This is a genomic window from Streptomyces tricolor, from assembly GCF_002155905.1.
GTDB lineage: Bacteria > Actinomycetota > Actinomycetes > Streptomycetales > Streptomycetaceae > Streptomyces > Streptomyces tricolor.
In genome coordinates this window covers 1-26,742 of the sequence record NZ_MUMF01000260.1, presented here as the reverse complement: position 1 = coordinate 26,742, position 26,742 = coordinate 1, and the positions used below count along the sequence as shown (strand labels likewise).

General features: G+C 70.9%; 24 protein-coding genes and 1 pseudogene. 3 read left to right on the top strand and 22 right to left on the bottom strand.

What is annotated here, in order from left to right:
- Positions 1 to 7 precede the first annotated feature (7 nt).
- From alaS to CCN44_RS19230, 3 genes are read right to left on the bottom strand one after another with little or no spacing between them, the layout of a single operon-like run.
- Positions 8 to 2,680, bottom strand: coding sequence for an alanine--tRNA ligase (gene alaS / locus CCN44_RS19240; protein WP_059248239.1), 2,673 nt, complete (start codon positions 2,678 to 2,680; stop codon positions 8 to 10).
- Positions 2,680 to 3,027, bottom strand: coding sequence for a hypothetical protein (locus tag CCN44_RS19235; RefSeq protein WP_059248240.1), 348 nt, complete (start codon positions 3,025 to 3,027; stop codon positions 2,680 to 2,682). The genes alaS and CCN44_RS19235 overlap by 1 nt, the downstream gene beginning before the upstream one ends.
- A gap of 16 nt (positions 3,028 to 3,043) precedes the next feature.
- Positions 3,044 to 3,478 (bottom strand): DUF948 domain-containing protein, encoded by a 435-nt coding sequence (locus tag CCN44_RS19230; RefSeq protein WP_189397304.1) that lies wholly within the window; start codon positions 3,476 to 3,478, stop codon positions 3,044 to 3,046.
- Positions 3,479 to 3,631: 153 nt separating this feature from the next.
- Here CCN44_RS19230 and CCN44_RS19225 point away from each other — a divergent pair, with 153 nt between their 5' ends.
- On the top strand, positions 3,632 to 5,803 hold the full coding sequence (locus CCN44_RS19225; RefSeq protein ID WP_189397303.1) for an ATP-binding protein: 2,172 nt from the start codon (positions 3,632 to 3,634) through the stop codon (positions 5,801 to 5,803).
- A gap of 21 nt (positions 5,804 to 5,824) precedes the next feature.
- Here the strand turns inward: CCN44_RS19225 and rpsD are convergent, their stop codons facing one another.
- The 5 genes from rpsD to CCN44_RS19200 all read right to left on the bottom strand — a co-directional run bounded on the left by rpsD (position 5,825) and on the right by CCN44_RS19200 (position 11,013).
- Positions 5,825 to 6,439 (bottom strand): 30S ribosomal protein S4, encoded by a 615-nt coding sequence (rpsD, locus tag CCN44_RS19220; RefSeq protein WP_059248242.1) that lies wholly within the window; start codon positions 6,437 to 6,439, stop codon positions 5,825 to 5,827.
- A 301-nt stretch (positions 6,440 to 6,740) separates the two neighbouring features.
- On the bottom strand, positions 6,741 to 8,096 hold the full coding sequence (locus CCN44_RS19215) for a replication-associated recombination protein A (protein ID WP_059248243.1): 1,356 nt from the start codon (positions 8,094 to 8,096) through the stop codon (positions 6,741 to 6,743).
- A gap of 69 nt (positions 8,097 to 8,165) precedes the next feature.
- Complete coding sequence (locus CCN44_RS19210) at positions 8,166 to 8,822, bottom strand: vitamin K epoxide reductase family protein (RefSeq protein ID WP_086698379.1); 657 nt, start codon at positions 8,820 to 8,822, stop codon at positions 8,166 to 8,168.
- Positions 8,823 to 9,029: 207 nt separating this feature from the next.
- Positions 9,030 to 10,292 carry a histidine--tRNA ligase gene (gene hisS, locus CCN44_RS19205; RefSeq protein WP_059248245.1) on the bottom strand — a complete coding sequence of 421 codons (1,263 nt, stop codon included), beginning with the start codon at positions 10,290 to 10,292 and terminating at the stop codon, positions 9,030 to 9,032.
- Between the two features lie 13 nt (positions 10,293 to 10,305).
- Positions 10,306 to 11,013 (bottom strand): MBL fold metallo-hydrolase, encoded by a 708-nt coding sequence (locus CCN44_RS19200; protein ID WP_059248246.1) that lies wholly within the window; start codon positions 11,011 to 11,013, stop codon positions 10,306 to 10,308.
- Positions 11,014 to 11,183: 170 nt separating this feature from the next.
- Between CCN44_RS19200 and CCN44_RS19195 the strand changes: the two genes are divergently transcribed.
- Together CCN44_RS19195 and CCN44_RS19190 are read left to right on the top strand one after the other, a co-directional pair.
- Complete coding sequence (locus tag CCN44_RS19195; RefSeq protein ID WP_059248247.1) at positions 11,184 to 12,005, top strand: peptidylprolyl isomerase; 822 nt, start codon at positions 11,184 to 11,186, stop codon at positions 12,003 to 12,005.
- Between the two features lie 154 nt (positions 12,006 to 12,159).
- Positions 12,160 to 13,389: a DUF349 domain-containing protein gene (locus tag CCN44_RS19190; RefSeq protein WP_059248248.1), complete on the top strand. Its 1,230-nt coding sequence runs from the start codon at positions 12,160 to 12,162 to the stop codon at positions 13,387 to 13,389.
- A gap of 70 nt (positions 13,390 to 13,459) precedes the next feature.
- On the opposite strand, the gene CCN44_RS19185 is transcribed toward CCN44_RS19190, so the two are convergent.
- From CCN44_RS19185 to CCN44_RS19115, 14 genes and pseudogenes are all read right to left on the bottom strand, one after another.
- A complete protein-coding gene (locus tag CCN44_RS19185) occupies positions 13,460 to 16,033 on the bottom strand; it encodes a RelA/SpoT family protein (protein ID WP_059248249.1) in 2,574 nt (857 codons plus the stop codon).
- Between the two features lie 284 nt (positions 16,034 to 16,317).
- On the bottom strand, positions 16,318 to 16,857 hold the full coding sequence (locus CCN44_RS19175; RefSeq protein WP_086698378.1) for an adenine phosphoribosyltransferase: 540 nt from the start codon (positions 16,855 to 16,857) through the stop codon (positions 16,318 to 16,320).
- Positions 16,854 to 17,963 (bottom strand): protein translocase subunit SecF, encoded by a 1,110-nt coding sequence (gene secF / locus CCN44_RS19170; RefSeq protein WP_059248251.1) that lies wholly within the window; start codon positions 17,961 to 17,963, stop codon positions 16,854 to 16,856. The genes CCN44_RS19175 and secF overlap by 4 nt, the downstream gene beginning before the upstream one ends.
- A gap of 3 nt (positions 17,964 to 17,966) precedes the next feature.
- Positions 17,967 to 19,745, bottom strand: coding sequence for a protein translocase subunit SecD (secD, locus tag CCN44_RS19165; protein ID WP_189397301.1), 1,779 nt, complete (start codon positions 19,743 to 19,745; stop codon positions 17,967 to 17,969).
- A gap of 142 nt (positions 19,746 to 19,887) precedes the next feature.
- Positions 19,888 to 20,364: a preprotein translocase subunit YajC gene (gene yajC, locus CCN44_RS19160; RefSeq protein ID WP_059248253.1), complete on the bottom strand. Its 477-nt coding sequence runs from the start codon at positions 20,362 to 20,364 to the stop codon at positions 19,888 to 19,890.
- Positions 20,365 to 20,542: 178 nt separating this feature from the next.
- Positions 20,543 to 21,613: a Holliday junction branch migration DNA helicase RuvB gene (gene ruvB, locus CCN44_RS19155; protein ID WP_059248254.1), complete on the bottom strand. Its 1,071-nt coding sequence runs from the start codon at positions 21,611 to 21,613 to the stop codon at positions 20,543 to 20,545.
- A gap of 26 nt (positions 21,614 to 21,639) precedes the next feature.
- Positions 21,640 to 22,245, bottom strand: a complete 606-nt coding sequence (ruvA, locus tag CCN44_RS19150; RefSeq protein ID WP_086698376.1) for a Holliday junction branch migration protein RuvA — start codon at positions 22,243 to 22,245, stop codon at positions 21,640 to 21,642.
- The gene (ruvC, locus tag CCN44_RS19145) at positions 22,242 to 22,781 is read right to left on the bottom strand and encodes a crossover junction endodeoxyribonuclease RuvC (RefSeq protein WP_086698375.1); all 540 of its coding nucleotides are present in this window, start codon (positions 22,779 to 22,781) and stop codon (positions 22,242 to 22,244) included. The genes ruvA and ruvC overlap by 4 nt, the downstream gene beginning before the upstream one ends.
- Before the next feature lie 124 nt (positions 22,782 to 22,905).
- The gene (locus CCN44_RS19140) at positions 22,906 to 23,658 is read right to left on the bottom strand and encodes a YebC/PmpR family DNA-binding transcriptional regulator (RefSeq protein ID WP_059248257.1); all 753 of its coding nucleotides are present in this window, start codon (positions 23,656 to 23,658) and stop codon (positions 22,906 to 22,908) included.
- Positions 23,659 to 23,733: 75 nt separating this feature from the next.
- Entirely contained in the window at positions 23,734 to 24,339 is a 606-nt protein-coding gene (gene pdxT / locus CCN44_RS19135) for a pyridoxal 5'-phosphate synthase glutaminase subunit PdxT (protein WP_086698374.1), read from the bottom strand.
- 22 nt (positions 24,340 to 24,361) lie between these two features.
- Positions 24,362 to 25,267, bottom strand: coding sequence for a pyridoxal 5'-phosphate synthase lyase subunit PdxS (gene pdxS / locus CCN44_RS19130; RefSeq protein ID WP_014671557.1), 906 nt, complete (start codon positions 25,265 to 25,267; stop codon positions 24,362 to 24,364).
- A 160-nt stretch (positions 25,268 to 25,427) separates the two neighbouring features.
- On the bottom strand, positions 25,428 to 25,859 hold the full coding sequence (locus tag CCN44_RS19125; RefSeq protein ID WP_086698373.1) for a lasso peptide biosynthesis B2 protein: 432 nt from the start codon (positions 25,857 to 25,859) through the stop codon (positions 25,428 to 25,430).
- Positions 25,856 to 26,089 carry a lasso peptide biosynthesis PqqD family chaperone gene (locus tag CCN44_RS19120; RefSeq protein ID WP_063808548.1) on the bottom strand — a complete coding sequence of 78 codons (234 nt, stop codon included), beginning with the start codon at positions 26,087 to 26,089 and terminating at the stop codon, positions 25,856 to 25,858. Before CCN44_RS19120 ends, CCN44_RS19125 begins: the two co-directional genes overlap by 4 nt.
- Before the next feature lies 1 nt (position 26,090).
- Positions 26,091 to 26,742 (bottom strand): annotated as a pseudogene (locus tag CCN44_RS19115) (lasso peptide isopeptide bond-forming cyclase); the annotation flags it as partial.

The window sequence follows — 26,742 nt, the reverse complement described above, 5'->3', positions numbered from 1 at the left end:
CGCTTCCCTACTTGGCGGTCTCGGCGACGAGCCGCTCGACGGCGTCGACGGCCTCACCGACGGCGGCCGGGTTCTGGCCGCCGCCCTGGGCGACGTCCGGCTTGCCGCCACCGCCGCCGCCGAGGGTCTTGGCGGCCGTACGGACCAGGTCACCGGCCTTGAGACCGCGCTCGCGGGCGGCGTCGTTGGTGGCGATGACCGTGAGCGGCTTGCCGTTGTTCACCGTGAACAGGGCGACCACGGCGGCGCGCCCGCCCTGGATCCGGCCGCGCACGTCCAGGACCAGCTTGCGCAGGTCGTCCGGCGTGGTGCCGTCCGGGACCTGCCCGGTCACCACGGCCACGCCGCGGACGTCCTTGGCGGACTCGGCGAGACCGGCGGCGGCCTGGAGCACCTTCTCGGCGCGGAACTTCTCGATCTCCTTCTCGGCGTCCTTCAGCTTGCCGAGCATGGCGGAGACCTTCTCCGGCAGCTCCTCCGGGCGGCCCTTGAGCAGCTCGGTCAGCTGGTTGACGACCGTGTGCTCACGGGCGAGGAAGTGGTAGGCGTCCACGCCGACGAGGGCCTCGATACGGCGCACACCCGAGCCGATGGAGGACTCGCCGAGCAGCTTCACCAGGCCCAGCTGGGCGGTGTTGTGCACGTGCGTGCCGCCGCACAGCTCCTTGGAGAAGTCGCCGATGGTGACCACGCGCACCCGGTCGCCGTACTTCTCGCCGAACTCGGCGATGGCGCCCTGCTTCTTGGCCTCGTCGATGCCCATGATCTCGGCGTGCACGTCGAGGTCGCGGGCGAGCACCTCGTTGATCTTCTGCTCGACGTCGGTCATCACCGCCGTCGGCACGGCGGACGGGGAGCCGAAGTCGAAGCGGAAGCGGCCCGGCTGGTTCTCCGAGCCGGCCTGGGCGGCGGTCGGGCCGAGGGCGTCGCGCAGGGCCTGGTGGGTCAAGTGGGTGGCCGAGTGGGCGCGGGCGATGGCCGTGCGGCGCCCCGCGTCGATCGAGGCGTGGGCCTTGGCGCCGACCGTGACCTCGCCGACCTGGACGACGCCCTTGTGGACGTACACGCCCGGGACCGGCTTCTGGCAGTCGCGGACCTCGATGACGGCACCGGAGTCGATCCTGATGCGGCCGGTGTCGCCGATCTGGCCGCCGCCCTCGGCGTAGAACGGGGTGCGGTCCAGGACGATCTCGACCTCGTCGCCCTCGGTGGCGGCCGGGGAGGACACGCCGTCGACCAGGATGCCGACGATCGTGGACTCGCCCTCGGTGTCGGTGTAGCCGATGAAGTCGGTCTCGCCGGCGGCGTCGGCGATCTCGCGGTAGGCGCCGAGGTCGGCATGGCCGGTCTTCTTGGCCTGGGCGTCGGCCTTGGCGCGCTCCCGCTGCTCCTTCATCAGGCGGCGGAAGCCCTCCTCGTCCACGGAAAGGCCCTGCTCGGCGGCCATCTCCAGGGTGAGGTCGATCGGGAAGCCCCAGGTGTCGTGGAGCAGGAAGGCCTTCTCGCCGGGCAGCACCGAGGAGCCCGCGGCCTTGGTCTCGGTGACGGCGGTGTCGAGGATGTTGGTGCCGGCCTTCAGCGTCTTGAGGAAGGCGTTCTCCTCGGCGAGGGCGACCTTCTCGATGCGCTCGCGGTCGGTGATCAGCTCCGGGTACTGCTGGCCCATCATGCCGATCACGGTGTCGATCAGGTCCTTGACGACCGGACCGGTGGCGCCGAGCAGGCGCATGTTGCGGATGGCGCGGCGCATGATCCGGCGCAGGACGTAGCCGCGGCCCTCGTTGCCCGGGGTGACGCCGTCGCCGATGAGCATGGTGGCCGTGCGCATGTGGTCGGTCACCACACGCAGGGAGACGTCCGAGGCGTGGGCGTCGCCGTAGCGGACGCCGGTCAGCTCGGTGGCCTTCTGGATGACGGCCATGGAGGTGTCGATCTCGTACATGTTCTGCACGCCCTGCAGAATCATGGCGAGCCGCTCCAGGCCGAGGCCCGTGTCGATGTTCTTGCTCGGCAGGTCCCCGAGGATCTCGAAGTTGTCCTTGCCGATGCCCTCGCCGCGCTCGTACTGCATGAAGACGAGGTTCCAGATCTCCACGTACCGCTCGTCGTTGACGGCGGGGCCGCCCTCGACGCCGAACTCGGGGCCGCGGTCGTAGTTGATCTCGGAGCAGGGGCCGCAGGGGCCGGGGACGCCCATGGACCAGAAGTTGTCCTTCATGCCCAGGCGCTGGATGCGCTCCTTGGGCACGCCGACGACCTCGTGCCAGATCCGCTCGGCCTCGTCGTCGTCCTGGTAGACGGTGATCCACAGGCGCTCGGGGTCGAGGCCGTAGCCGCCCTTGTCCTGGGAGGTGGTGAGCAGCTCCCAGGCGAGCTTGATGGCGCCCTCCTTGAAGTAGTCGCCGAAGGAGAAGTTGCCGCACATCTGGAAGAACGTGCCGTGCCGCGTGGTCTTGCCGACCTCTTCGATGTCGGGCGTGCGCACGCACTTCTGCACGCTGGTGGCGCGCGGGTACGGCGGCTTGACCTCACCCAGGAAGTAGGGCTTGAAGGGCACCATGCCGGCGGGGACGAGGAGCAGAGTCGGGTCGTCCGCGATGAGCGACGCCGAAGGGACGACGGTGTGCCCGCGCTCCTCGAAGAAGCTCAGCCAGCGGCGGCGAATCTCGGCCGACTCCATCAGTAGTCCTCATTCCGGTTGTGCGAGTACGTCGGGTTCTCGATGTACTTCGGGTTGCTGCGGTTGTTCTCGATGGCGGCGTGCCGCCGGGGCGCCGGGAGTTCGGGGCTCTCCTGGATGCCGAGAGCCTCCTCCAGTTCGGCCTCCCGCCGGGCCATGTTGTCCCGGACGTCGAGCGCGAAGCCGACCGCGCGGTCCTTGAGCCGCTGACCGGTCTCCAGGGCCTTGTTCGCCGCGGTGGCTGCCAGGCTCTCCGGGGTCAGCTGCTTCAGCTTGCGGTTGACCTTGGTGGTGGCCCACACACCGGCGGCGACGCCGGTGCTGAACCAGAACGTACGGCGGAACATCGCTCGGTCTCAGTCCTTACTTCCGCTTGCGTCGTGCGGCGGGGACCGTCCGGCCCACGATCACGGTACGCCGGGGCGACTTCACAGGCACGTCCTCCTTGCGTCCGCCGAGCGCCCGGCGGACGCCGTAGCCGAAGGCCGCGACCTTCACCAGCGGGCCGCCGAAGGTGGAGGCGACGGTGCTGGACAGCGCGGAGGCGTTGGAGGTGACCTCCTGGACGTCGGAGGCGATGGCGTCGACCCGGTCGATCTGGGTCTGCGCCGAGCGCACCGCCTGGGAGGCGTCGGCGAGCAGCGGCACCGCCTGGTCGGTCACGTCCGCGACGAGCTTGGTGGTCGCCTTGAGCGTCTGGGCCAGCCTCGCCAGTGCGACCGCGAGGAAGGAGACCAGGATCGCCCAGAAGACGGCCACCAGGATCCCGGCCACCTCTCCACCGGACACTGTGCGCACCCGCTCCCTGAAACGTGTCTGAGCATCGAAAAAGTCGTGCCCCGAGCCTATCGCGCCGGGGGAAAGAGTCCGTACCCGATTACCCGTCGCGGCGGGCGGAGTTGCGGGAAGCGATTGTACGGAGTGAACACGGTTCAGTACGCTCCGTGTCCCATGCGAGGTCATCACAGCCCCGGCTCCCCGGCGGACGGCGTTCCGCCCCTCGAACTCACCGCTTTCGTCGGGCGCTCGGCCGAGCTGGCCGAGCTGACGACGGCGCTCGGTCAGGCGCGGCTGGTGACCGTGACCGGGATGGGCGGGGTCGGCAAGTCCCGGCTGGCCGCGCGGGTGGCGGCGCGCTGGGCGTCGGGTGCGGCGGCGGGCGGCCCGGGCTGGGGGCGGGTGGAGCTGGCGCCGGTGCGCGATCCGCAGTTCGTGGAGTACGCCGTCGTGGAGGCGCTGGGGCTGACCGACCACACCACCCGGCTGCCCCGGGAGACGCTGCTGGAGCATCTGGCGGACCGGCCGGCGCTGCTGGTCCTGGACGGGTTCGAGCATCTGGTGGCGGCCTGCGCCGAATTGACGGCGGAGCTGCTGCGCACGCTGCCGGAGCTGCGGGTGCTGGCCGTGGGCCGGCGTCCGCTGGGGCTCACGGGCGAGCGGCTGTACCCGCTGGCGCCGCTCGGCGAGGACGAGGCGGTGGAGCTGTTCACGGACCGGGCCCGGGCGCAGGGGGTGGCGGTGGCCGACGGCGCCGAGGTGCGCGAGCTGTGCCAGCGGCTGGAGGGGATCCCGCTGGCGCTGGAGCTGGCGGCCGGGCGGCTGCGGGCGCTGTCCCCCGCGCAGCTGCTGCAGCGCCTGGACGACCGGTTCCGGCTGCTGACCGGCGGCGGCCGGGACGCCCTGCCCCGGCACCAGACGCTGCGCACGGCGATCGGCTGGAGCCACGAGCTGTGCACGCCGGCCGAACGGCTGCTGTGGGCCCGGCTGTCGGTGTTCGCGCAGACCTTCGACCTGGAGGCGGCCGAGTACGTGTGCAGCGGCGACGGGCTGGCCGCCGAGGACGTCCTGGACGTGCTGTCGGAGCTGCTCGCCCAGTCGGTCGTCTCCCGCGAGGAGACCCCGGCGGGCCCGCGCTACCGGATGCTGGACACCGTCCGGGCCTACGGCGCCGAGTGGCTGGAGGCGACCGGGGACGCGGGCCGGCTGCGCCGCCGGCACCGGGACTGGTACCTGGGCCTGGCGACCTGGTGCGAGCTGGAGTGGTTCTCGCCCCGGCAGCGGGAGGTGGCCGTGCGGGTGGAGGCGGAGCTGCCGAATCTGCGGACCGCGCTGGAGTGCTGTCTGACCGAGCCGGAGGAGGCGCATCTCGGGCAGCATCTGGCGGGTGCGCTGTGGTTCTGCTGGGTGGGCTGCGGCCGGCTCTCGGAGGGGCGGCGCTGGCTGGAGCGCAGTGTGGAGCTGGACTCGGAGTACGAGCAGTCCCGGCTGAAGGCGCTGTGGGTGCTCGGCTACGTGGCGATCCTGCAGGGCGACACGGTACCGGCGTTGCAGGCGCTCCAGGTCTGCCGGGAGCAGGCGGAACGGTCGGCCGACGCGACGGCGGTGGCGTACGCCGAGCACCGCACCGGCTGTCTGGCCCTGGTCTCGGATGACATGGCCCGCGCAGAAACGCTGCTGCGGTCGGCGCTGGAGCGCTACCAGGAGATCGGCGAGCTGAACAGCAATGTGCTCATGGGCCAGGTGGAGCTGGCGATGACGCGGGCGTTCCAGGGGGATCTGCCGGACGCGGTGCGCTTGTGCGAGGACGTGCGCCGGGTGTGCGAGGACCACGGGGAGCGGTGGGCGCGGTCGTACGCGCTGTACGTGCTGGCGTACGCGGCCTGGCAGGACGGCGATCCGGCCCGCGCGCGGGAGTTGCTGACGGACTGTCTGGACAACGTGCACACGTTCCGCGACCTGCTGGGGACGGTGCTCTCGATCGAACTGCTGGCCCTGGTGACGGTGACGCAGGGCGATGCGGTGGAGGCGGCGGTGCTCCAGGGCGCCGCGGGGCGGATGTGGCCCTCGGTCGGGCTGCCGCTGTTCGGCTCGGCGTACTACAACGCCCCGCACGAGCTGTGCGAGGCGACGGCCCGGGAGGCGCTGGGCGACGAGCGGTACGAGGAGTGGGTGCGCCGGGGGGCGCGGCTGGACCGGGAGACGGCGGTGGCCCGGGCGCTCCGGCCCGACGCCCGGCCGCTGCCGGCGCTGCCGACGCCGCGAGGGCCCCTGCCCCGCTCCCGCGCCGGCAAGCGCGAACCCGCCGCCTCGCCCACCCGGAAGGGCGGGGAGACGGCGGGCTGAGCGCTTACGCCGTGGCTGGGGTCAGCGGGCGTAGTACTCGACGACGAGCTGCTCGTCGCAGATCACCGGGATCTCCTTGCGGTTCGGCTCGCGGTCCAGGCGGAACGCCAGGGCCTTGAGGTTCACCTGCAGGTAGCGCGGGGTCTCGCCCTCGGGGGCGAAGCCACCCTCACGGGCGATCGTGAAGAGCGTCTTGTCCTTGGAGCGCTCGCGGACCTGCACGACGTCGTCCGGGCGGACGCGGAAGGACGGCTTGTCGACCTTCTGGCCGTTGACCTGGATGTGGCCGTGGACGACCATCTGGCGGGCCTGGTAGATCGTGCGGGCGATGCCCGAACGCAGGACCAGCGCGTCGAGGCGGCGCTCCAGCTCGACGATCAGGGCCTCACCGGTCTTGCCCTGGACCTTGGACGCACGCTCGTAGGCGCGGACCAGCTGGCGCTCGGAGATGTCGTACTGAGCGCGCAGGCGCTGCTTCTCCAGCAGACGGACCTTGTAGTCCGAGTTCTGCTTGCGGCCACGGCCGTGCTCACCCGGCGGGTAGGGGCGGGCCTCGAAGTACTTGACGGCCTTCGGGGTCAGCGCGATGCCGAGGGCACGCGACTTCTTGACCTTGGGGCGGGACTGGTTCGCCACTCTTATCTCATTTCCTAGTTTCCGGCTTGTCAGGGTTAGGGAGGTCGCATCCGCAGCCGGGAGAACCCGCCGGGTCCCTCGGGACCTGCCGGGCAGCCGCTTCCCTGGTCTGGGCACATACGTGCAGCACGCGAGTGGCCCACCGACCGTCCCGGGAATGCGGGTGGTGGTGGGCTGCCCGCGACACCGTTCGACGGTGCGCGACGCTCCTGGAGTCAGTCCGCGAGGGACTGGATCTCCGGCTGACTGTCCCGCTCTGACAGCACGGGACTCAGCTGCTTCGGAGCAGTCTACAGGGCGCTCAGGAGCGCTTGCGACCGAGGTGCTTGCGGGTCCACTCCACGGCGTCCGCGTATCTGGCCTCGGCGCCGTGCCGGCTCGGCGTGTAGTACTCGCGGTCCTTCAGGGCGTCCGGGGCGTACTGCTGCTGGGCGATGCCCTCGGGCAGGTCGTGCGGGTACACGTACCCCTGGGCGTGGCCGAGCTTGGCGGCGCCCTTGTAGTGCCCGTCGCGCAGGTGCGGCGGCACCGGTCCGGCCAGGCCCTTGCGTACGTCCTCCATGGCGGCGCCGATCGCGGTGGTCGCGGAGTTGGACTTGGGGGCGAGGGCCAGGGCGATCGTGGCGTGGCTGAGGGTGAGGGCGGCCTCCGGGAAGCCGATCATGGCGACGGCCTGGGCGGCGGCGACCGCGATCGGCAGGGCGTTCGGGTCGGCCAGGCCGATGTCCTCGCTGGCGGAGATCATCAGGCGGCGGGCGATGAACCGGGGGTCCTCGCCGGCCTCGATCATGCGGGCCAGGTAGTGCAGGGCCGCGTCCACGTCGGAGCCGCGGATGGACTTGATGAGGGCGCTGGCGACGTCGTAGTGCTGGTCGCCGTCGCGGTCGTACTTCACCGCGGCCCGGTCGACGGTCTGCTCCAGGGTCTGCAGGCTGATCTCGCGCTCGCCCTGGTCCAGGGCGGCGCCGGCGGCGGCCTCCAGGGCGGTCAGGGCACGGCGGGCGTCGCCGCCGGCGATCCGCAGCAGGTGCTCCTCGGTGTCCTCGGGGAGGGTGACGGCGTCCTTCAGGCCGCGTTCGTCGCTCAGCGCGCGCCGGAGCAGGCCCCGGACGTCGTCGTCGGTGAGCGGTTCGAGGGTGAGCAGGAGGGAGCGGGAGAGCAGCGGGGAGATCACCGAGAAGTAGGGGTTCTCCGTGGTGGCCGCGATCAGGGTCACCCAGCGGTTCTCCACGGCCGGGAGCAGGGAGTCCTGCTGGGCCTTGCTGAAGCGGTGGATCTCGTCCAGGAAGAGGACGGTCTCCTTGCCGAAGCCGCCGGTGGCGCGGCGGGCGCCGTCGATGACCGCGCGGACCTCCTTGACGCCCGCGGTGATCGCGGACAGCTCCACGAACCGCTTGTTGGTCGCCTTGGAGACGACGTACGCCAGGGTGGTCTTGCCGGTGCCGGGCGGGCCCCACAGGATCACCGAGGACGGTCCGGCGGGGCCGCCGTTGCCCTCGCCGACCAGCCGGCGCAGCGGGGAGCCGGGCTTCAGCAGGTGCTGCTGGCCCACGACCTCGTCGAGCGTGCGCGGGCGCATGCGCACCGCCAGGGGGCTGGCCGCCGGGTCCTTCTCCTGGCGTTCTTCTGCTGCTGCGGTGAAGAGGTCGGGTTCCACGCTGAAAACCCTAGAACACGGCACTGACAACCGGGTCCGGGCCGTCCGCGGGACCCCTTGCCGGCGGGGTCAGCTGGTCCAGAAGTCCCACCAGCGGGTCAGGACCAGCATGCCGATGATGCCGATGTGCACGACCGGCAGCACCCAGGTGAACTCGCCGAAGAAGGACTTCAGCCAGCGCGGGGAGCGCAGGAGGTCGTTGCGGACGGTGAAGGAGGTGACGTACCAGAACATGATGATCGTGGCGACCCAGGCGAGCGAGCACCACAGGCAGAGCGCGTTGATCCGGTACAGGGACTGGAACTGCAGCCAGGTGCAGAAGCCCACGCCGAACAGCATGCCGAAGTTGAAGGTCAGCCAGTACCAGCGCGGGAAGCGGGCGCGGGCCAGCAGGCTCATGCCGACGCAGACGACGATGCCGTAGGCGACCAGGCCGAGCATCGGGTTGGGGAAGCCGAAGGCGGCGGCCTGCTTGCTCTCCATGACGCTGCCGCAGGAGACCACCGGGTTGAGGCTGCAACCGGGGGTGAACGTCTTGCCGGCGACCTTGGCTTCGAGCAGCTTGAACTTGTCGATCGTGATGACCCAGGCGGCCAGCAGCCCGGCCGCGCCGGTGATCACCAGCAGGATGGCGAAGGCGCGGCTGCCGCCCACCGCGCGCGGGGCGTCGGCGGCGCGCTCCGGACCGGGCTCCGCGGAGACGTCGTTGACTGTCGTCTTGCTCATCACGCCGATTCCGTCACTTGAGAGTTGGACCATCTTCGGGCACGGGTCATTGTGCCGCACGCGTGTGTGTGCGCACCGTTCGCTCCGCATAAGGATGTACGTACGACGAGTGCCGCCTGCTCGGTTCCGGACAGTCCCGCGCCCCCCTACGACAAGGCGCCGGACCCCCCCTCGGGGAGCGTCCGGCGCCCACGCGCGCGTGCCGGGCTAGCCGAGCCGCGCTTCCAGCTCCGCCACGATCTCGTTGACGCCGACGGCCGTCTGCTCGCCGGACTCCATGTCCTTGAGCTGGACGACGCCCTCGGCGAGGTCGCGCTCGCCGGCGACGACCGCGTAGCGGGCGCCCGAGCGGTTGGCGTTCTTCATGGCGCCCTTCAGGCCCTTGCCGCCGTACGCGAAGTCCGCCGCGATGCCCACCTTGCGCAACTCGGTGACCTTGGCGAACAGCACCCGGCGGGCCTCCTCGCCGAGCGGGACGGCGTAGACCGACGTCGCCGACGGGATGTCCAGTTCCACCCCCTCGGCCTCCAGCGCGAGGACCGTGCGGTCGACGCCCAGGGCCCAGCCGACGGACGGCAGGGCGGGGCCGCCGATCATCTCGGACAGGCCGTCGTACCGGCCGCCGCCGCCCACCGCGGACTGCGAGCCGAGACCGTCGTGCACGAACTCGAAGGTGGTGCGGGTGTAGTAGTCCAGGCCGCGCACCAGCTTCGGGTCGTCCTCGAAGGAGACGCCCGCGGCGCCGATCAGCTCGCGGACCTCCTCGTGGTACGCCTTGCACGCGTCGCACAGGTAGTCGCGCAGCAGCGGGGCGCCGGTCAGCTGCTTCTGGACCGACTCGCGCTTGTCGTCGAGGACCCGCAGGGGGTTGATGTCGACGCGGCGGCGCGTGTCCTCGTCCAGGTCCAGGCCGCGCAGGAACTCCTGGAGCGCGGACCGGTACACCGGGCGGCACTCCTTGTCGCCCAGGCTGTTCAGCAGGATGCGGAAGTTCCTGAGGCCCAGCGAGCGGTAGGCCTGGTCGGCCAGGATGATCAGCTCGGCGTCCAGCGCCGGGTCCTCGGCGCCGATCGCCTCGGCGCCGACCTGGGAGAAGTGGCGGTAACGGCCCTTCTGGGGGCGCTCGTAGCGGTAGTAGGAGCCGGAGTACCAGAGCTTGACCGGGAGGTTGCCCGACTTGTGCAGGTTGGCCTCCAGGGCCGCGCGCAGCACGGACGCGGTGCCCTCGGGGCGCAGGGCGAGCCTGTCACCGCCCTTGGTCTCGAAGGCGTACATCTCCTTGGTCACGATGTCGGTGGACTCGCCGACACCGCGCGCGAAGAGTTCGACGTTCTCGAAGCCGGGGGTCTCGATGTAGCCGTAGCCGGAGTTGCGCAGCGGGGCGGCGATCGCCTCGCGGACCGCCAGGTACTTCGCCGAGTCCGGCGGGATCAGGTCGTAGGTGCCCTTGGGGGCCTTGAAGGTGCTCACGGAAGGTCTCTCGTCACATTCCTCGTCGGGGAGCCTCGGCGGCTTCCTGGCCGGCGGCCACCTGCCGCAGATACGGGTTGGTGGCGCGCTCCTGGCCGATGGTCGTCTGGGGGCCGTGGCCGGACAGCACCACGGTGGAGTCGTCGAGCGGCAGGCACACGCGGGCCAGCGACTCGAGCATGTCCGCCATGGACCCGCCCGGCAGATCGGTGCGTCCGATGGAGCCGGCGAACAGCAGATCCCCGGAGAAGAACACCGACGGGATGTCGGCGGTCTCGGGCATCCGGAAGGTCACCGACCCCTTGGTATGGCCCGGCGCGTGCGCGACGGAGAACTCCAGACCCGCCAGTTCGAGGGTGGTGCCGTTCGTCAGCTCCTTGACGTCGTCCGGCTCCCCCACGGTCAGCTCGCCCATCAGCGGCATGCCGATCGAGCGGCCGAGCGCCTTCTCGGGGTCGCTCAGCATGTACCGGTCCTCGGGGTGGATCCAGGCCGGTACGTCGTGCGCCCCGCAGACGGGGACGACCGAGGCCACGTGGTCGATGTGGCCGTGGGTGAGGACGACGGCGACGGGCTTGAGCCGATGCTTCCTCAGTGCTTCCTCGACGCCTTCGGCGGCCTGGTGGCCGGGGTCGATGATCACGCACTCCTCACCGGCGGCGGGGGCGACGAGATAACAGTTCGTCCCCCAGGCCCCGGCGGGGAACCCGGCAATGAGCACGATCGTCCTTCGTTGTGTCGATTACAGGCGGCTTCAGCTGTTGTCAGAGCCTACCGGCGCTGCCGTTTCCTCAGCGAACCCATATACGGTACGGGGCTACACGCGGTGGTCGGCTCACGAGGACGCACGCGTACCGCCCGACACACGACACGCATTGAGGAGAGAACCCGGTGGTCAGCCAGGAGCAGCGGCGGCGTCAGCTCGCCCGGGAGAAGTTCTTGCGGCAGCAGCAGCGGCGCACCGAGGCGCGGCGCAAGGCCCGCCTGCGCAACTCCGTGATCGCGTCGGTACTGGGCGTGGTCGTGATCGGCAGTGTCGCCCTGTACACGACCGGGGTGATGAAGGACGACGGCAAGAAGGAGAACGCCGGCGCCGAGGTCACCCCGAGCGCGCCGCCGACCAGCAAGGCCCCGGACCCGTGCGAGAAGGCGGCGCCCGGCTCGGTGAAGAAGCTGAGCTGGAAGAAGGAGCCGGCGATGACGATCGACACGTCGGCGAAGTACACGCTGAAGCTCGCGACGACCTGCGGTGACATCGGCGTCGCGCTGAAGACGTCGGCGGCCCCGCACACGGTGAACTCGTTCGACTTCCTCGCGGGCAAGGGCTACTTCGACCACACGAAGTGCCACCGCCTGACCACCCAGGGCATCTACGTCCTGCAGTGCGGCGACCCCCAGGGCACCGGCATGGGCGGTCCCGGCTACACGCTCCCGGACGAGAACCTCAAGGACAAGAGCCTGAAGAACAACACCTACCCGGCGGGCACGGTGGCGATGGCCAACACCGGTCAGAAGCACACCGGCGGCAGCCAGTTCTTCCTCGTCTACAAGGACAGCCAGCTGCCGCCCAGCTACACCCCCTTCGGGACCATCGACGCGGCGGGCATGAAGGTGCTGAACAAGATCGCCGCGGCGGGCGAGAACACGGGCGGCGGCGACGGTGCCCCGAACGCGACGGTGGTGATCGACAAGGCGACGGTCACCAAGTCCTGACCTCGCCGGAAGCCGGTAAGGGCCGACTGCCGAATTTCGGTCGCGCTGGATGCGGACAGGCAACCCGCTGGTCGCCTATGTTGGCCGTGACGAAACTGTGGACGATGCCCGGGGGTGCTGCGGCCCCCCGCAGGCATCATGTGGAGGAGGCGCTGTGAGCAGCGACCCGTGGGGCCGCGTCGACGAGACGGGGACCGTGTACGTGCGTACGGCCGACGGCGAGCAGGTCGTCGGTTCCTGGCAGGCCGGCTCCCCTGAGGAGGCGCTGGCCTACTTCGAGCGCAAGTACGAGGGCCTGGTTGTCGAGATCGGCCTCCTCGAGAAGCGAGTGCAGACCACCGACCTGTCGGCGAAGGACGCCCAGGCCGCCATCGACCACCTGCGCGAGCAGGTCGACGCGCACCACGCGGTCGGTGACCTGGACGCGCTGCGCAAGCGGCTGGACCAGCTCGTGGCGACCGTCGAGGCGCGCCGCGAGGAGCGCAAGGCCCAGCGGGCCAAGCAGTCCGACGAGGCCCGCAAGGCCAAGGAGGCACTGGTCGCCGAGGCGGAGGAGCTGGCGCAGTCCGACCAGTGGCGGGCGGCCGGTGAGCGGCTGCGGGCGCTGGTGGACACCTGGAAGGGGCTGCCGCGCCTGGACCGCAAGTCCGACGACGAGCTGTGGCACCGTTTCTCGCACGCCCGGTCGGCGTTCTCCAAGCGCCGCAAGGCGCACTTCGCGCAGCTCGACGCCCAGCGCGAGGAGGCCCGCCGCACCAAGGAGCGGCTGGTCGCCGAGGCCGAGGCGCTGTCCGGTTCGACGGACTGGGGTCCGACGGCCGCCCGCTACCGCGAGCTGATGGCGGAGTGGAAGGCCGCGGGCCGTGCGCAGCGCGAGCACGAGGACGACCTGTGGAACCGCTTCCGCGGCGCCCAGGACGTCTTCTTCGCCGCCCGCAGCTCGGTGTTCGCCGAGCGGGACGCGGAGCAGTCGGAGAACCTCAAGCTGAAGGAGGAGCTGGCCGAGGAGGCCGAGAAGCTCCTGCCGATCACCGACCTGAAGGCCGCCCGGGCCGCCTTCCGCTCGATCAACGAGCGCTGGGAGGCCATCGGGCACGTCCCGCGGGACGCCCGGCCGAAGGTCGAGGGCCGGATGCACGCCGTCGAGCGGGCGATCCAGGAGGCCGAGGAGGCCGAGTGGCGCCGGACGAACCCGGAGGCACGCGCACGTGCCGAGGGCCTGACCGGTCAGCTCCAGGCCGCCGTGGACAAGCTGAAGGCGCAGATCGAGCAGGCACGCGCCCAGGGCAACAACGCCAAGGCCGACAAGCTGGAGAAGGAGCTGGAGGGCCGTCAGGCGCTCCTGGACCAGGCTCTGAAGGGCCTGCAGGAGTTCGGCGGCTGATTCCCCCACAGAGCAGCTGAAAGGGCCCCGTACGGCCGTACGGGGCCCTTCGTCGTGTCCGGGGCGGGTGCTACGAGCGGCTGCGTCCCGAGGTCACGCGGTACACGTCGTACACGCCCTCCACGCCCCGGACGGCCTTCAGGACGTGGCCGAGGTGCTTGGGGTCGCCCATCTCGAAGGTGAACCGGGAGGTGGCCACCCGCTCGCGGGAGGTCTGCACGGCCGCCGAGAGGATGTTGACGTGCTGGTCCGACAGGACCCGGGTGACGTCCGACAGCAGCCGGGACCGGTCCAGCGCCTCGACCTGGATGGCGACCAGGAAGACCGAGGACTGGGTGGGCGCCCACTCGACGTCGAGGATGCGCTCGGGCTCGCGGGAGAGCGAGTCGACGTTGACGCAGTCGCTGCGGTGAACCGATACGCCACTGCCACGGGTGACGAAGCCGATGATCGGGTCGCCGGGCACCGGCGTACAGCACCGGGCCAGCTTGACCCACACGTCCTCGACGCCCTTGACCACGACGCCCGGGTCGGCGCTGGAGCGGCGCTTGCGGCCTCGCGTGCGGGACGGCGGGACCGCCTCGTCGATCTCCTCGGTGGCGGCCTCCTCGCCGCCGAGGGCCTGGACCAGCTTCTGCACGATGTTCTGCGCCGAGACATGGCCCTCGCCGATCGCCGCGTACAGCGCGGAGATGTCCGAGTAGCGCATCTCGTGGGCGAGCGTGACGAGCGAGTCGCCGGTGAGGATCCGCTGGATCGGCAGGTTCTGCTTGCGCATGGCCCGCACGATGGCGTCCTTGCCCTGCTCGATCGCCTCGTCCCGGCGCTCCTTGGAGAACCAGGCGCGGATCTTGTTGCGCGCCCGCGGCGACTTGACGAAGCCGAGCCAGTCCCGGGACGGGCCGGCGCCGGGCGCCTTGGAGGTGAAGACCTCCACCAGGTCGCCGTTGTCCAGGGTGGATTCGAGCGGTACGAGGCGGCCGTTGACCCGCGCTCCTATGGTGCGGTGGCCGACCTCGGTGTGGACCGCGTACGCGAAGTCCACCGGGGTGGCACCGGCGGGCAGCGCGATGACGTCGCCCTTGGGCGTGAAGACGAAGACCTCGTTGCGGGACAGGTCGAAGCGCAGGGACTCCAGGAACTCGCTGGGGTCCTCGGTCTCCTTCTGCCAGTCCAGCAGCTGCCGCAGCCACGCCATGTCGTTGATGGCGTCCTTGTCCTTGCCGGACGCCTTCGGCACGTCGGTACGGATCTTGGAGGCGCCGGCGACGGCCTCCTGCTTGTACTTCCAGTGCGCGGCGATGCCGTACTCGGCGCGGCGGTGCATGTCGAAGGTGCGGATCTGCAGCTCGACGGGCTTGCCGTTGGGGCCGATGACCGTCGTGTGCAGCGACTGGTACATGTTGAACTTGGGCATCGCGATGTAGTCCTTGAACCGGCCGGGGACCGGGTTCCATCGCGCGTGCACCGTGCCGAGGGCGGCGTAGCAGTCGCGGACCGTGTCGACGAGGACGCGGATGCCCACCAGGTCGTAGATCTCGGCGAAGTCGCGGCCCCGCACGATCATCTTCTGGTAGACGCTGTAGTAGTGCTTCGGGCGGCCGGTGACGGTCGCCTTGATGCGGGCGGCCCGCAGGTCGGCCTGGACCTCGTCGGTCACTATGGCCAGGTACTCGTCGCGCTTCGGCGCCCGCTCGGCCACCAGCCGTACGATCTCGTCGTACATCTTGGGGTAGAGGATCGCGAAGGCGAGGTCCTCCAGCTCCCACTTGATGGTGTTCATGCCGAGGCGGTGGGCGAGCGGAGCGTAGATCTCCAGCGTCTCGCGCGCCTTCTTCTCCTGCTTCTCCCGCTTGAGGTAGCGCATGGTGCGCATGTTGTGCAGGCGGTCGGCGAGCTTGATGACCAGGACGCGGGGGTCCTTGGCCATGGCGACGACCATCTTGCGCACGGTCTCGGCCTGCGCGGCCTCGCCGAACTTGACCTTGTCCAGCTTGGTGACGCCGTCGACCAGGAGGGCGACGGTGTCGCCGAAGTCGCGGCGGAGCTGGTCCAGGCCGTACTCGGTGTCCTCGACGGTGTCGTGCAGCAGCCCCGCCATCAGCGTGGCCGGGTCCATGCCCAGCTCGGCGAGGATGGTGGTGACGGCGAGCGGGTGCGTGATGTACGGGTCGCCGCTCTTGCGCTTCTGCCCGCGGTGCCAGCGCTCGGCGACCTGGTAGGCGCGCTCGATCTGGCGCAGCGTGGAGTTCTCGATCTTGGGGTCGTTGCTGCGGACTATCCGCAGCAACGGCTCCAGGACCGGGTTGTACGGGTTCGCGCGCTGGACGCCGAGGCGGGCGAGGCGGGCCCGGACGCGGTTGGAGGAGCCGGTGCGGGTGGGCTGCGCGGCCGGCTGGCGCACCACGGGCGGCTGGACCGGGCGCTCGGCCGAGGGGGTTCCTGCCGCGCGGGCGGAGTCGAGCGTGGGGGACGGCTTGGGGCGCGAGGACTCGGCGGTCTTCTCGACGGGCGCCGCCTGGGCGTGCTCGACCGTCCCGCGGGGGTCGTTCTTCACGTGGGAAGCGTTCGGCGCGGGCTTGGCCGCGGAGGCCGAGGCGGACTCGGGCTTGGCGGCGGTCAGTGGCTGGGCCTCGTCTGGCAAGAGGACTCCTCGTGCGCGATCCGGGTCCCCCGGTCAGGCTCCGGAAACCCCAATGGTAGCGATCCCGCGCCCGGTCATCGCCTGCAGGCGGCTGTGAGGACCGTCAATCCGTGCAACGCGGGGGGCTGCCGTGGGATTCCGGGAGGTGGACCGGAGGTGCTCCGGGGGTGTTCCCGGGGCGTGCGACGGGTGTCCCGCCGGTGGCCGCGGGTCCGCCCGGAAGGGTGCCGGGAACGCGGACGGCCGCCCCGGTGTGCCGGGGCGGCCGTGCGTGCGTGAGCCGCTCAGACCTGCAGCAGTGCCTCCAGCGGAGCCCCGTCCAGGGCCGGCTCCAGACGGTTGCGACCGCCCAGGAAGCCCAGCTCCATCAGGACCGCGAGGCCGCAGACCGCGGCGCCCGCGCGCTGGATGAGCTGGATCGCGGCCTCGGCGGTGCCGCCGGTGGCCAGGACGTCGTCCACGATCAGGACGCGGTCGCCGGCCGTCAGGTCCTCCGCGTGCACCTCGATCTCCGCCGAGCCGTACTCCAGGTCGTACGCCTGGCGCAGGGTGGCTCCGGGCAGCTTGCCCGCCTTGCGGACCGGGATGAAGCCCAGGCCCGCGCGGACGGCGACCGGGGCGCCGAGGATGAAGCCCCGGGCCTCCAGGCCGACGACCTTGGTCGCGCCGGTGTTGGCGGCGATCTCGGCCAGCGCGTCGGTGAGCGCGGTGAAGGCCGCCGGGTCGGCCAGCAGCGGGGTGATGTCCTTGAACATCACGCCCGGCTCCGGGTAGTCGGCGACGTCGCGGATGCGGCTGAGCAGCAGCTCCTGGATGTCGGTCATCGGCGCTTCCCCGAGGTACGGCCGCGGCCCCGGCCACGGGACGCGGGCTGGTTGCGCGGGCCCACCACGGCGGGCGCGGCCTCCGCGGTGTCGTCACCGGCGGCGGCAGGGGCCCCCACGGGCTCCTCCTCCGCACCGGCCTGGGCGCGCTTGGCCAGCACCCGCTTGGTGAGGGCCTTCAGCGCCGGCTCGCGCTCCTTGAGGTCGGCGACGAGCGGCGTGGCGATGAAGATCGACGAGTAGGCACCGGCCGCGAGGCCGACGAACAGCGACAGGGAGATGTCGTTGAGCGTGCCCGCGCCGAGGAAGCCGCCGCCGATGAAGAGCAGACCGGCGACCGGCAGCAGGGCGACGACCGTGGTGTTGATGGAGCGGACCAGGGTGCCGTTGATCGACCGGTTGGCGATCTCGCCGTAGGTGAACCGGGTCTGCTTGGTGATGTCCTTCGTCTGCTCCTTGAGGCTGTCGAAGACGACGACCGTGTCGTACAGCGAGTAACCGAGGATGGTCAGCAGACCGATGACCGTGCCGGGCGTGACCTCGAAGCCGACCAGGGCGTAGATACCGGTCGTGATGGTGATGTCGTGGATCAGCGCGACGAGCGCCGCGACGGCCATGCGCCACTCGAAGGCGATCGCCAGGTAGATCGTCACCAGGACCATGAAGATCGCCAGGCCCTCCCAGGCCTTGTTGGCGATCTGCTCGCCCCAGCTCGGGCCGACCAGGTCGGCGGCGAGCTTCTCGGGGTCGAGCTTCAGGTCCTTGGCCAGTTCCTGCTTGACCTTGTCGGACTGGGCGGTGTCGATACCGGCGATCTGGATGCGCAGGCTGCCGTTGCCGAGCTTCTGCACGACCGACTGGTGGCCGGAGGCCTCGTCCGCGTACTTCTCCGCCTGGGCGACCGACGTGCTCATCTTCGTGGGCGTCGTGAAGACCGCGCCGCCCTGGAACTCGATGCCCATGTTCAGGCCGCGCACCGCCAGGCCGACGATGGCCGTGATGGTGATCAGTATCGAGATGCCGTACCAGATCTTGCGCTTGCCGACGAAGTCGTAGGAGATCTCGCCGCGGTGCAGTCGAGCGCCGAGGTTGCCGAGTTTCGACATCGCTCACGCCTCCTTCGGGTCGACGGGGCCGGCGGCGGGACCGGCGGGACGGCGGGTACGGCGCAGCGGCGGCTGGGCACCCAGGCTCTTCGGGTCGAGCCCGGACCACTTGTGGCCGTCCGCGAAGAACCTGCGGCGGGCCAGGAGCGTCATCAGCGGCTTGGTGAAGAAGAAGACGACGACCACGTCGAGCAGGGTGGTCAGGCCCAGCGTGAAGGCGAAGCCCCGCACCTTGCCGACGGTCACGATGAACAGCACTGCGGCGGCGAGGAACGACACGAAGTCGGAGACCAGGACCGTGCGCCGGGCGCGCGGCCAGGCCCGCTCGACGGCGGGACGCAGCGTGCGGCCCTCGCGGATCTCGTCCCGGATGCGTTCGAAGTACACGATGAACGAGTCCGCGGTGATACCGATGGCGACGATGGCACCGCAGACGGCCGGCAGGTTCAGCGCGAAGCCGATGGCCGGGCCGAGCAGCGACATGATCACGTAGGTGAGGATCGCGGAGACCAGCAGGGAGGCCATGGCCACGATGGACAGACCGCGGTAGTAGACCACCAGGTAGATCACGACCAGGGCGAGGCCGATCGCGCCGGCGAGCAGACCGGCGCGCAGCTGCTCACCGCCGAGCGCGGCGGTGACGGTGGTGACCGACTGCTCCTGGAAGGACAGCGGCAGGGCGCCGTACGACAGCATGTTGGCGAGGCCCTGGGCCTCCTCCTGCTTGAAGCTGCCGGAGATCTCCGCCTGGCCGCCGGTGATGGCCTGCTGGACGAACGGGCTGGAGACGACCTCGCCGTCGAGGACGATGCCGAACTCGTTCTGCGGCTGGGGCTTGGTGGCCAGCTCGCCGGTGATGTCGGCGAACTTGTCGGCGCCCTTCTTGGTGAAGGTCATCTGGACCTGCCAGCCGGAGGCGCCCTGGGTGTCGAAGACGGCCTGGGCCTTCTTCACCTCGGTGCCGTCCACGGCGGCCGGGCCGAGCAGGTACTTGTACCAGGCGCCGTTGATCTCGCCGCAGGCCACGATGGAGTCGCCGGGCTTGGTGTTCTTCCCGGCCTTGGCACGGTCGGTGGCCTTGGTGCAGTCCAGGGCGGCGTACTGGGCCTGGAGCTTGGCGTCCCCGCCCGAGCCGCTGCCGGACGAGGGCGACGGGGTGGCCGACGGCTTGCCGCTGCCGGAGGCGCTCGCCGAGGGAGTGGGGTCGGCCTTCAGCGCGTCGCTGACGGCGCGGCCCTGAGAGGTCGCCGAGGCCGTGGGGGACGCGGAGCCGGACGAGGAAGCCTTCTCACCGGCCGAGGCGCTCGGCGACGGGCTGCCGCTCGGCTTCGGCGAGGAGCTGCCGGAGGCGCTCGGCGAGGGGCTCTGCGCGGCGGCCCCGCTGGCCTCCTGGGCCAGGACCGGCCGGAAGTAGAGCTTTGCGGTGGTGCCGACCTGCTCCTGGGCCTCCTTGGAGTTGGTGCCCTTGGGGATGTTGACGATGATGTTGTCGGTCCCCTGGGTCTGCACCTCCGCCTCGGAGACGCCCAGGCCATTGACACGGCGGTTCATGATGTCGACCGCGGTGTCCATGTTGGCCTTGTTGATCGCGGACCCCTGGTCGGCCTTCGCCTTCAGCGTGATGCTCGTGCCACCGGCGAGGTCGATACCGAGACGCGGGGTGGTGTGCCCGGAGAGGAACATCCCCCCGGTGAGCGCCACGATGGCGATCAGGATGAGGGCCAGCGAGCGCCCTGGCTTGCTCTGGGCGCTCGCGCTTCGGCCCCTCTTAGGTGCTGCCACCTTCTCGTACTCCCTCTCGGGCCGCCCCGCGCCCGGTCGGCGCGGTCGGCCATGACATGGAATCGGGCTCCCGTGCGGGAAACAGACGCGCCCGGGATGCGCGGGGCGCCATCATGCCGCCACCGCGCCTCCCGGGGCGTGACTACTTCGCGTCGGAGTCGCCGTCGGACTTCTTCGGCTCGTCCTCCGCCTTCGCCTCGGCGGCGTCCTTCTTACCGAGGTCGATCTTGTCGTCGGAGGCGGCGGCAGCGGCGGCGGATCCGTCGGTCTCGTCGGTCTCGGTGAGGGAGGAGGCGTCGTCCGGGACCAGGTCGGCGTCGGACTTCAGGTCGTGCTCGATGCCGTGGACGATGCGGTTGTACTCGTCGTCGGAGAGGACGGCGCCGATGGCGTTCTTGGCGAAGAGGAGGTCGACGCCCGGTCCGGCGTCGAGGAGGACCGTGTCCTCGTTGACCTCCTTGACCGTCGCGTACATCCCCCCGATCGTGCGGACGCCGGAGCCGGGCTGCATCTGGTTCCGCATCTCGACGGCCTGCTGCTGCTTCTTCTTGGCCGATCGCGTCATCAGGAACATGGCCGCGATGAGCACGATGAAGGGGAGAAGGGTATAGGCATTCACGGGACGGAATTTCCTTCGCGCGACCGCGCGGGTGAGCGGCCTGTTGGATGGGGGTGTGGTCGGCGCCGCCCGCAAGGGCGGCATCGGCGGAGTCTAAGCGAGTCCGCTCGCATGGAACAACGCTCAGCATGGCACCTGGGTTCCTGCCGGGGCCACCGTCCTCGCCGGGTGGCGGCCGTCAGGCCCCGAACAGATCCTGTTGTCCGTTTCCCGCGGCCGGTGAGCGCGGCGGGGTGAGGCCGAGATGCGCCCAGGCCGCGGGCGTGGCGACCCGGCCGCGCGGGGTGCGGGCGAGCAGTCCTTCGCGGACCAGGAAGGGTTCGGCGACCTCCTCCACGGTCTCCCGCTCCTCCCCCACCGCGACGGCGAGCGTGGACAGGCCGACCGGTCCGCCGCCGAACAGCTTCAGCAGGGCTTCCAGGACGGCGCGGTCGAGCCGGTCGAGGCCGCGCGCGTCGACCTCGTACACCGCGAGGGCGGCGGCGGCGATGTCGCGGGTGATCAGCCCGTCGGCCTTGACCTGCGCGTAGTCGCGGACGCGGCGCAGCAGGCGGTTGGCGATGCGGGGCGTGCCCCGGGAGCGGCCGGCGATCTCGGCGGCGCCGTCCGGCTCGATCTCGACGTCCAGCAGGTGCGCCGAGCGGTGGACGACCCGTTGCAGCTCATGGGGCTCGTAGAACTCCATGTGCGCGGTGAAGCCGAAGCGGTCGCGCAGCGGCGGGGGCAGCAGGCCCGCCCGGGTGGTGGCGCCGACCAGGGTGAACGGCGGCAGCTCCAGCGGGATCGCGGTGGCGCCGGGGCCCTTGCCGACGATGACGTCGACGCGGAAGTCCTCCATCGCCATGTACAGCATCTCCTCGGCGGGCCGGGACATGCGGTGGATCTCGTCGAGGAAGAGCACCTCGCCCTCCTGGAGGGAGGAGAGGATCGCGGCGAGGTCGCCGGCGTGCTGGATGGCGGGGCCCGAGGTGATGCGGATGGGGGCGCCCATCTCGGCGGCGATGATCATCGAAAGGGTGGTCTTGCCGAGGCCGGGCGCGCCGGAGAGCAGCACGTGGTCGGCGGTGGCGCCGCGCGCGCGTGCGGCGCGCAGGACGAGGTCGAGCTGTTCGCGGACCTTCTCCTGGCCGATGAACTCGCCGAGGTCCTTGGGGCGCAGGGCGGCCTCGACGGCCTGGTCCTCCCGGTCGGCGACAGAGTCCACCAGCCGCTCGGCGGCGGGGGTGTCGGTCGGGTCGTCCCAGTTCACGAAGATCTCCTAGCGGGTGGCGCGAGTCAGCGGGCGCGGTTCAGGGTCTGCAGGGCGGCCTTCAGCAGCTGCCCCACCTGGGGTGTGCCGCCCGCCTGCTCGGCCTGGGGCGCGACGGCGGTCACCGCCTCGTCGGCCTCGCGGGTGGCGTAGCCGAGGCCGATCAGGGCCGCGTGCAGCTGGTCGCGCCAGCCCTGGCTGACGGGCGCGCCGACGGCGGGGGCGCCGACGGGCTCGCCGAGCCGGTCCTTCAGTTCCAGCAGCAGCTTCTGGGCGCCCTTCTTGCCGATGCCGGGCACGGCGGTGAGGGCCTTCTCGTCACCGGTGGCGACCGCGCGGCGCAGCGCGTCCGGGGTGTGCACGGCGAGCATCGCCTGAGCCAGGCGCGGACCGACGCCGCTCGCGGTCTGGAGCAGTTCGAAGACCTGGCGTTCGTCGTCGTCCGCGAAGCCGTACAGGGTGAGCGAGTCCTCGCGCACGACCAGGGAGGTGTGCAGCTTGGCGGGCTGGCCGAGCCGGAGGGTCGACAGGGTGTTCGGCGTGCACTGGACGGCCATGCCGACGCCGCCGACTTCGACGACCGCGGCGTCGGGGGCGAGCGCGGCGACCGTGCCGCTGACGAAGGCGATCATGCCGTACGGCCTTTCGTTGCGTGGACTGCATGCCGGGCGACGGCCTGCTGGAGTCGGTTCTGGGCGGGGGCCCGCCAGATGTGGCAGATGGCGAGCGCGAGGGCGTCGGCGGCGTCGGCCGGCTTGGGCGGTGCGGCGAGCCGGAGCAGCCGGGTCACCATGGCCCCGACCTGCGCCTTGTCGGCGCGCCCGCTGCCGGTGACGGCGGCCTTGACCTCGCTGGGGGTGTGCAGGGCGACGGGGATGCCGCGCCGGGCGGCGCACAGCATGGCGACGGCGCTGGCCTGGGCGGTGCCCATGACCGTGCGCACGTTGTGCTGGCTGAAGACGCGCTCCACGGCGACGACCTCCGGCCGGTGTTCGTCCAGCCACTGCTCGATGCCCTGCTCCACGGCGAGCAGCCGGTGGCTGAGGTCGGCGTCCGCGGGGGTCCGGACGACGCCGACGCCGAGCATGGTGAGCGGGCGGCCGGCGACCCCCTCGACCACGCCGACCCCGCACCGCGTCAGGCCGGGGTCCACCCCCAGAACACGCACGCGCCCTCCCACGGATCACCCGATTGCATGTTCGTGCAGGCTATCGGGTGCCACTGACAACGCCGTACAACGCGACGGGCCGACGGGGGTGTGTCCCGTCGGCCCGGTCGGTCAGCCGTGCGCGTTACGCGTCGACCTTCTCCATGATCTCGTCGCTCACGTCGAAGTTGGCGAAGACGTTCTGCACGTCGTCGCTGTCCTCCAGCGCGTCGATCAGCTTGAAGATCTTCTTGGCGCCCTCTTCGTCCAGCTCGACCTGCATGGTCGGCACGAAGTTGGCCTCGGCCGACTCGTAGTCGATGCCGGCCTCCTGCAGGGCGGTGCGGACGGCGACGAGGTCGGTCGGCTCGCTGAGCACCTCGAAGTTCTCGCCGAGGTCGTTGACCTCCTCGGCACCGGCGTCCAGGACGGCGCCGAGCACGTCGTCCTCGGTCAGCTCGCCCTTGGGGACGATCACCACGCCCTTGCGGTTGAACAGGTACGACACCGAGCCCGGGTCGGCCATGGAGCCGCCGTTGCGGGTCATGGCGACGCGGACCTCGGAGGCGGCGCGGTTGCGGTTGTCGGTGAGGCACTCGATGAGCACCGCGACACCGTTCGGGCCGTAACCCTCGTACATGATCGTCTCGTAGTCGGCGCCGCCGGCCTCCAGGCCCGCGCCGCGCTTGACCGCGGAGTCGATGTTCTTGTTCGGGACCGACGACTTCTTCGCCTTCTGGATGGCGTCGTACAGCGTCGGGTTGCCGTCCGGGTCGGCACCGCCCATGCGGGCCGCGACCTCGATGTTCTTGATCAGCTTCGCGAAGAGCTTGCCGCGCTTGGCGTCGATCACGGCCTTCTTGTGCTTCGTCGTGGCCCATTTAGAGTGGCCGGACATCTGCCTGTCTCCTTCGCGTAACCCATCCTGTACGAACGCCCCCTGGTCGAAAGGCCGGGGGGACCCCCGGAGATCCTACAAGGACTCCGGTGCCCGGTTGGCGCGCACCATGTCGACGAACAGCGAGTGCACGCGGTGGTCGCCGGTGAGTTCCGGGTGGAACGAGGTGGCGAGCGCGTTGCCCTGGCGTACGGCGACGATGTGGCCGTCGTGCTCGGCGAGCACCTCGGCCCCGGCGCCCACGGACTCCACCCAGGGCGCGCGGATGAAGACGCCCTCCACAGGATCGCCCGGGATGCCCTTGACGTCGAGCGCGGCCTCGAACGACTCGTTCTGCCGCCCGAAGGCGTTGCGGCGCACGATCATGTCGATGCCGCCGAGGGTCTCCTGGCCCGAGCGCGGGTCGAGGATCTTGTCGGCGAGCATGATCATGCCGGCGCAGGTGCCGTAGACCGGCATGCCGTCCCGCACGCGCGCGCGGAGGGGCTCCATCAGGCCGAACAGGACGGCGAGCTTGGAGATGGTGGTGGACTCGCCGCCGGGCAGCACGAGGCCGTCCACCTCGGCGAGTTCCTCGGGGCGCCGCACCGGCCTGGCCACGGCGTCGGCCGCGGCCAGGGCGATGAGGTGCTCCCGTACGTCGCCCTGGAGGGCCAGGACGCCTATGACAGGAGTGTTCATGGGGTGCCGTTACCTGTGTGGGTTACCAGCCGCGGTTCGCGTAGCGCTCGGTCTCGGGGAGGGTGTCGCAGTTGATGCCGACCATGGCCTCGCCGAGGTTGCGGGACGCGTCCGCGATGATCTTCGGGTCGTCGTAGAAGGTGGTGGCCTTCACGATGGCGGCGGCGCGCTTGGCCGGGTCGCCGGACTTGAAGATGCCGGAGCCGACGAAGACGCCCTCGGCGCCGAGCTGACGCATCAGGGCGGCGTCGGCCGGGGTGGCCACGCCACCGGCGGAGAACAGCACGACCGGCAGCTTGCCCAGCTCGGCGACCTCCTTGACCAGCTCGTACGGGGCGCGCAGCTCCTTGGCGGCGGCGTACAGCTCGTGGTTGTCGAAGCCGCGCAGGCGGGCGATCTCGTTCTTGATCTGGCGCAGGTGACGGACGGCCTCGACGACGTTGCCGGTGCCGGCCTCGCCCTTGGAGCGGATCATCGCGGCGCCCTCGGCGATGCGGCGCAGGGCCTCGCCCAGGTTGGTCGCACCGCAGACGAAGGGGGTGGTGAAGGCCCACTTGTCGGAGTGGTTGACCTCGTCGGCCGGGGTGAGCACCTCGGACTCGTCGATGTAGTCGACGCCGAGGGACTGCAGCACCTGGGCCTCGACGAAGTGGCCGATGCGGGACTTGGCCATGACCGGGATCGAGACGGCGTCGATGATGCCCTCGATCATGTCCGGGTCGGACATGCGGGCCACGCCGCCGTCCTTGCGGATGTCGGCCGGGACCCGCTCCAGGGCCATGACGGCGACGGCGCCCGCGTCCTCGGCGATCTTCGCCTGCTCCGGCGTGACGACGTCCATGATCACGCCGCCCTTGAGCTGCTCGGCCATGCCGCGCTTCACGCGGGCGGTACCGGTCTCGGGAGCCTGGTTCTCGATGGTGGACACGGGTGACCTCACTGATGGTGAAGAGGGGTTTCTGCACCGATGAGGAAACGCGAGTGGACCAGGCCACAGCAAGGGCCAATGACAAGCCGGTGGATCCTTTTGGCCGCCACGCGCGCGGATCCCGCCTCCCCGCGCCCGGTTCCCTCCCCCTCCGCCGGGGTCAGCGATCCTGGTCGCGGGAGACCTGCGGGATGGACATCAGGGTCTTGAAGTGGCCCTTGGGATGGCCCTCGCCGACGAGCTGCCCCTCGGCCTCGACCCAGGCGTGGGCGGCGAAGGGATGGGTGCGCACGCCGGTGCACCAGGTGGGCCACGTACCGCGCACCCGGCACAGGAGAGCCGTGGCGATCGAGCGTTGCAGACAGCCCTGTCCGGCACAGCGCAGGCTGACGGACACGACCGCCTCGCGGGCCGCGAGCGCCTGGTCGACCGTCGCCGGTGCCGCGCCGCGGCGGGCGAATTCCAGGACCGCGCGCAGCCGGGCGGGTTTGACCTTGGCCAGCAGCCGGGCGACGCCCACGACCAGCAGGGGGACCACACGGCGGTGCGGAGGGAGCCTGCGGCGTTCGGCCAGCACGACGGACATGCTCACGAGATCACCAGCTTCGCGCCGCTCAGGCGCTCGATCACGGCGGCCACGTCGCGCTCGGCCTGCCGGCGGCCGATGCCGTACCGGTCCGCGAGTTCGGCGGCGATGCCGGCGGCCTCCTGCCCGTCCAGCAGCCCCTGGAGCACGCGGGTGCCGGTCTTGTTCAACTGCCAGTACCGTCCGGTGCGTTCGTTGAGCAGTACCGTGCCGTCGTCGGTGGCGGTGCTGATCACGTCAGGATGAAGACGCACGGGCGTCGAACCTCCAAGCAGGAGTGGGTCGGGTGGCGGCGCGCAGCCAGGTCTCGCAGCCGATCAGGGGTTCCAGCGCGATACTCGTGGCGTTGTCCGACTGGGGCGCCAGCAGCCGGGCGCGCAGTACGCCGGGGTCGATCAGTCCGCGGGCGGCCAGGGCCGAGTCCTCGAACAGCTCCAGGATCCCGGCCATGTGGTGGCGAAGTCCCCGGTTGGCCTCGTCGCTGAACTCGCCCTTGGTGGAGCGGCCCAGCACGGCGTCCGGCACGGTGCCGCGCATCGCCTCGGCCAGCAGCGGCTTGTACCGCCACGGCCCGGCGTGTTCGTGCACCCGTACCGACAGGACGGCCTCGACCACGCGGTCGTCGAAGAACGGCGAGTCGAGCTGCACACCGGCGTCGGCGAAGACACGGGCCAGCAGCCGGTACCAGGGGGCACTGGTGCGCACCGCGAGGAGCAGCTGGTGCTGGCCCAGATCGGTGGAGAGCGGCCGCGCCGTGCCCGCGGTGTGCCGCAGGGCCTCGCGGGTCGCCTCGATCGCCGTGTCGGTGGCCCACGCCGGTGCCCGCATCGGCCACACGCCCCACCCGAAGACGGGCCGGCGCCGCGGCGGGGGCGGGGCGGTGAGCCCG